The sequence below is a fragment of the Candidatus Omnitrophota bacterium genome (assembly GCA_016929445.1).
Taxonomy (GTDB): Bacteria; Omnitrophota; Gorgyraeia; order JAFGIU01; family JAFGIU01; genus JAFGIU01.
The window spans coordinates 1-6471 of record JAFGIU010000043.1 but is presented as its reverse complement, the minus strand read 5'-3'; the positions used below and the strand labels follow the sequence as shown (position 1 = coordinate 6471).

2 protein-coding genes are annotated in these 6471 nt (G+C 53.6%); both read right to left on the bottom strand.

What is annotated here, in order from left to right; genetic code table 11:
- Window positions 1-1529, bottom strand: a 1529-nt coding sequence (locus JW937_03865; protein MBN1586549.1) for a hypothetical protein, incomplete at its 3' end; no start/stop codon positions are given.
- Window positions 1530-1541: 12 nt separating this feature from the next.
- Window positions 1542-6362 (bottom strand): hypothetical protein, encoded by a 4821-nt coding sequence (locus JW937_03860; protein MBN1586548.1) that lies wholly within the window; start codon window positions 6360-6362, stop codon window positions 1542-1544.
- Window positions 6363-6471: the final 109 nt, after the last annotated feature.

Sequence of the window (6471 nt, the reverse complement as noted above, 5' to 3'; positions counted from 1 at the left end):
CCGGCAAACTGCGTGACGCGGGGGGCGACGACCACATAGGAGATTCCCCGTTGGGCCAGGAGCTCAGTCATTCCTTTGGTGTGAAACCCACCTGTCAACAACACGCCCGTCTGAGCCCCGCTGCGCTGGAGAAAGGCTAAGGTATTTGCCACAAGCGACTCATTGCGTTTCTCGCCCACTTCGTAAAAGCCCTCGGAGGCCTTAATCAATCCAGCCCATTCTTTGCAGGGTTTCTTAGGCACCTCACTTCCGGAGCCCACCTGATACTTTTTGAGAAATTCCCGCAAACTCTTGCACAGCGCGCCCAGGCTGGCATCAGAGGAAAGCGTCCGAAACTCTTGCCAATCCTTCGGGGATGCTTCGGCGCTAACCACCTTTTCTAAAATGCGGGCTCCCTTTCTCAGCTCATGGACTTGGCGCTGGTCCTCGGTCTCGAAGAGGCGTTGGAGAATCTTTTCCTGCAAACGGTCCACTTCAGCCAGAAGTGACTCGGGCCGGACTCGCATGCTCAGTGCCTCATGCTCGGCCATCGCATAAACGGCAGGATAGGAGTCTATTGGAAGTTGCGCCCTTTCCACCAATCCCACCAACTTGCCCGCAAAGGCTCCTGCGCCGGTTTGCCCGCCGGAAACCTGAGAAACAAGCTGGAGCAACTCTTGCCTGACAGCAGGCGCAGCTTCCGACTGACTCAACTGAGTCACAAGCTGCTTCAGCTGCTTCTGGAAAGATTCCTCATCCAACGACCCCTCCAGCTCTTGCATTCCTGAGTATGCCTCCAAGCTGGGGTAAGACTCGGCAAGAGGAATCTGCAACTCCCGGGAGCTCTCGATCAATTCGGCAAACAATCCACTACTCGGCGAACTCCCCTCTGCCTTCCGGGAAAAAAGTGCCAATTTAGTCTTCACCACCTCCGGGTACACCTCTTGTTCAAGAATCTCAAGCTGTCCGAGTGCCTGCCGGAACTCTGCCCTGGCCTCCTCCGGGGCTGTGTGGACCTGCTGAAAGAAAAGAAAGTCGCGGACATATTCGGCCCGATCCTCCACGCCGTAAAGCTCGAGCGGAAGCTGGTCGGCAATTGCGACCTTCTCAGGACCCGTAATCACAGCTTGATCCAAGGCCTGCTCTGCCCAGCGCACGCGCACCTCGTCATCCGGAAAGGTGCTGAAGAAAAAGCTGTAGACCGGGCCTTCGCTGCCCTCCAAAGCCACCTGCCGTATCCCGTATTCCTTATAGAGGGAGTGCAGAATGCGGGCGATATTCTCCTGCGCCTCAGCATGCGCGTGCAGGTCCTGGATATGCACAATCGTGTAAGGAGAATTTTCAAAGGTTTGGCTCTCGACAATCCGGCCGAATCGGGGATCGATCCGGATCGAGTCGATTGAAGGCGCGGCTTTCGCCTGGACAGAGATGCCCGGGCTTGTTCGCGGAATATCCCCTCTTACCGGGGCCGCGTAAGCGGAAAACGATGAACACATGAACACCTGAGCCACACACAGTGCAACCAACCGTATCCAGGATCCCTTCATCATTGTGTTCTCCTTTTAGAGTGCCGATTCCAACATACCAAGTTGATCCAAACTCTCTGCCACTAATTCCCTCTGTTGGCGTAATAGGGCTCCCACAGGAGGCGGAGGGGGAACCTCCGGCAAGTCAACCTTTAGAATTTCCCCGAACAGATCACCCATATCGACTGGATCCCTGGCTTCAACTCGTTGACGCAAATCCTGTACCCGGTAATCATTGGCCCGCTTCTTGGCTTCTGCCTGGCGGTGTTTAAGCTTAGTACGATCCGCACCTTGCATTGGACGCAGCTGAGTAAAGTTTTCCTTAGTCAAAATCTGGGCTTCTCCATCCACCACAAGATGAAATCGGAGGAGGGCACTGGTCCCTGTTGCTGATTCACACCCAGCCAAGTCTGAGGCCTCCAACTCTTTCCACACGCCGTCGACCCGCACTTCACACCGACGGGCCTCACTATGAAGCGGAGGCTGGCCCACACTGTAGAGGGTATGGATGAGATTCCAGAATCCGCGGTAGTCGTAATGCTCGCGCAACTCTGGGTTATGCCAAACCTGCGTCAGATAACTGTCCAACCCATTCGCGTCAAAGACATCAAGAAGCTCCTGCAGAGAATCATGCACTTGATGTAAAAGGCTTAACTGGAGATCCAGATTCTGGACTAATAACTGATCCAGAACTCCCGGAGCGATGAGAAAACCAAAGGCCTTTCTGAGTTGCTGAGTGGGCCCGGCAAGCGCAGCCTGAATTTTCTCTGGGTCATCGGTCTGATCTGTAATGCCCACTAAAGCCTTCGCATAATCCTCCACAGCCCTTTCCATTTGCCCAGGCCAATCAGAGGGACCCCGACCAGAAGTAATTTCCTCAACTAGAGTCTGCGCAAAGCGAAGTAATTCATATTCGCTGCCCACCCAGACTCTGGACGGGACTACCTCTCCGCTCTTATCGACAAATTCGCCTCTCAGGCCGAACTCCTGATTCATCAGCAGAAACATACGGTTGGCCTCCATCCAGGTGGTATCGTCCACAGGCACACGCCGGGCCATGGGATATTGGGGCCCATCACTCCACAAACGGATCAATCGCTCCGGCGAAAGCGCAAACTCCACGGATTCCTGGGTAAGCAACACCAAGAACTCCCGCGGACTCAAAACCGGCCATGCCCCAACTTGGTATTCATCCGCAGCACGAATCTGTTGCCATTGGTTGGAAGTGAGCACACCCACCAGGGATAGAGGCAAACTCTCTTCTGCCAGCAACACAGACTCCAAGTATAGAGGTTCTCTAATCCCTGCAGTGCCCGCAGGAATCCCCACCACCTGAATCGAAGACCACTCCTCAAAGCTCAGGATTCCCTCCAACGCTTCCGGCCAATTGTCAGCATCCAAGCTCTCTAACTGCTGGCGGTCTAAAATAAGCTCCTGTCCGTTGACCTCAATATGGAAGGCACGCAAACGGTCGTCCGGATCGTAGATCAGAAGATTCCCCAGGCTGGCACCTGGAGCAATATCCTGCCCCTCATAAGGGTAGTACCTTCGCGTCAGGCCTCCATTACCATCCGTCTCCAGCCCCATCCACATCAGAAGATCCGCCCCCATCAAAGACTCGCCCACAAACTCGTAAGGACGGCCGAGAATTCCCACACGATACCCCTGCCCTCCTGGACGACTCGTGGATTGGATGAAGGCGCGGCTGTGCACATCACCTCCGATCACCATAGTCGCTCCCTGCATCGCAAATCCCAGGGTAGTTCCCACTGAACCCGGCACTGCAAGATAGCCTCCGGTCGCATTCAAAAAAGTGTCATCCTGCACATAGTAGGCATGCGGATGGAAACTGATACCCATGCTGCCGGTACCCAGATTCTGTCCCGGAGCTCCGTATAGATCAATATTCAGCTCCCAGGAACCCGGCCCCACTCCCGTACCGATGAATCGGTGGCCCGACAAGTTTGTAATTGAGAGATGCCTCCAGCCCGCGCGGTAAGCCCTAACCACCATTCTGGAAAGCGAAGCAGGAAGTCGCGCCGCAGCTTCAGAAATGAGACGCTCTTCACCCCAACCTGCTTCGGCAGCCTCCTCCTGCAAATCCTTCCAAGCATCGTGATCAATCTCATGAGGAAAACCCTTCGCATCAATGACTAAAACCTGGTCAAAGGCCTCCGGCTCCGGCATTAGGGTTTGTGTGTCAAAATCCACTTTGCGATATTGATCCTCGCGGCTCGCTTCCTCCGCGACACTCTTAACGGATTCAAATATCCTATCCAGACCCTCCCGTATAACCTGGGCCAGCGAGCTGCGTCTTTTCTGCGGACCCTCCTCTGCGTTAATCTGCTGATAAGGGAGCTGATCGTGCAGCTCATTCAATACCCTCTGGACTGCGGTACGATTCCGATCCTCCTGAGCCAACTCAACCAGGCGTAATACAACCCAACGGAAGGTGTTGTAGTCCCAATCGGGCAACCGGTCTTGAATAAAAGAAATTATGTCGGAAGGGATTCCAGTCCATAGGTCCTTGATATTGAAGAACTCCGCAACTTCTATTGGCACCTGTCCCACAACAATGTCTGCCTCCAAGTCCGCGGCAGGAGCCACAGCGAGAACAATTTCACCGAACTTATCCTTAATCACAAAATCCTTCTTGCCTGTCGGAGACTCTTCAATCACAAAGCTGCGAGTCCCTCCATCAGCCGCTCGAACAAAAAGCCCATCCGCGATTTCGTAAGCCCCGGGAGTGCCCTCGGATACCACCTTGAGTTCCACACTCCCCCCGCGCACGATCGTAATATTGTCAGGAATAGGCGTGGGGATGACTCCATCTTCATAGAGCTGTTGAGCGGCTTCCATCATGGCCTGAAACTCCGAGCCAATCATGGCAATCGAAATATCCTCAAACTGCCAAACAGTAAATACCGAGGGACGGAGCACCGAAGTATCCGTCACACCCGTCAACTCATAAGTAGGCTTCCCGTGCTCATCCCATCCTTCCGAACCAATGATAAAAAACCACGGCCCATCGGGAGAGCCCGCAATATGAGTCTCTGCCAAAGCCTCGAATTGTTCCGCCAACTCCGGCGAGATGCGCTGCAGTCTCTCCAAGTCCAAACCTGTAGTGGGAGCCAGTGCTTCAAAAACTATGTGCGGCATATAGCCCAGCGTATGTTTGAGAATGTGATAGGCAATGGACGCCGCTTCCGTATCGGTGCCGAAAGAAGGACTTCTGCCATAAACCATCCAGTGCGCAACATTGGCCACATAAGTCGCAAAGTCCCCATTGTGGATAAGGGCATCCAGAAGCTCTGCAAAAGGATGGGCACCGCCTGGGTGCAAGGAAAACACCGTGGGATAGCGCTGATGTCCAATCTGGACAAAAGAGTCCGGAATATCCCAGTAGTCCGGAACATCATGCGCATAGCCGAGCACCTTCCATACACCTCCATCTTTCATCGAAGAGGCCACAAACATCTCGGGCAATGACGCCGGCTTCTCATGGGTCGAATCGTAGAGTTTTTCCACCGCACGCCAGAAGCCAATCCAATCTCGGTTCCTGTAAGAGCGTTCTCTTTGATCCATCCGTTCTTCATCTTCAAAGGAATATTCCCCCTCAAATTCCCCTAAGTAGTCTTGAACTCCGGAAAGCTCGAATCTTTCACAGAGCTCCTGATAGAGTTTTACGGCTTCTGTCTGTTTGTCTGCCGGAATACCATTCAAGAACTCCGCAGGCAATTCGCTGGGCCACTCGTTCCCACGAGTTACACTTTGCGCAAATCCCACCAGTTTTTCTCGCGTGGCATTCACATAGTAACGCTTATTCAAGCGATCATTCGTCTTGTAGACCATCTCGTCCTCAAGCGCGACCCACAATCTATACTCCTCATTTTCCAAAGCCACTCTGAGCGCAGCCTCCAGTCCGAGATATCTTTCGAGGGCCTCTTCATTCCCTGGCCGGCGCAAAGCTTCAAGAAACTCTTTTTTACTCACCTCTTCCGGCCCTTTGTCGAATTGAGTTCGCGCAAACTCCTCTGAGAAATCACTCAGCGCCTGCTGCTTTGTCTTCACATCTTGCATAAGCGATTCAATGTGCTCCTCACTGACATTTTTCAAGTAATCGCCAGTCAAAATTCCGCTATATTCCGTCAAGTAAGGAATCCACTTGCCCTGGGCCTTAACCATCCCCAAAAACTCGGTCCAACGATGCTCCAAGACCTCTCTGAGTTCATCCAGTTGATCGCCATGCTCTTCCTGATAGGCCTTCAGACTCCTCAGTATGATAATTTCTTCTTGGAGCGCTTCGGTCTCTGTGGCCCCATCCCCTTGCTTAGCCGCCGCCTCGGCCTTGGCCCTCAGCTCTGCCGCCTGCTTTCTCAAGTCAAGAACCGGTCGCATGAGAGCACCGTACTCCTCGGCCGCTTCATTGACCAAGTCCAGACGCCCCTGGTCTTCGTCACTAAGCCGGGACTGCTCCAAAAGTTCCTGAGCAAACTCAATCAAGGCATCCTTGCGGGCTCTCAAAAAGGGAACAAACATGTCGCCCGGATCATGCTCCATATTGGCTTCCTGGTAAGTAATATCCCGTCCATCTTGTTGCTTTCGGGGGAACCTAAGCAGCCTTTCCACATCCTCTTCCGTCAATTCATTCACATTTTTGGGGGTCCCATTGGGCTCTGTGCGCACATAAATTTCAAAGCCTGCGTAATACCGCTGCAAGGCCTCCAAAGCGCGCGCCGGCCGCTGGCCCTCTTCAACCAAAACCTGTAAGTGCAAAGCAAAGCGTTCTTCGTGTCCCGGATAGACACCCCCCAGAGCCATGACCCCTCCGCCCTCTCCGTTACCCCGGTTTGTCATGGAACGACAGGCTTTTTGAATCGCCGAAATAGCCACTTTTACAGTGGCCGCAATAGCAGTGACGCCACAAGCATCCCGCAACCGCTCGGCCTCTTCACGCAAACGAATG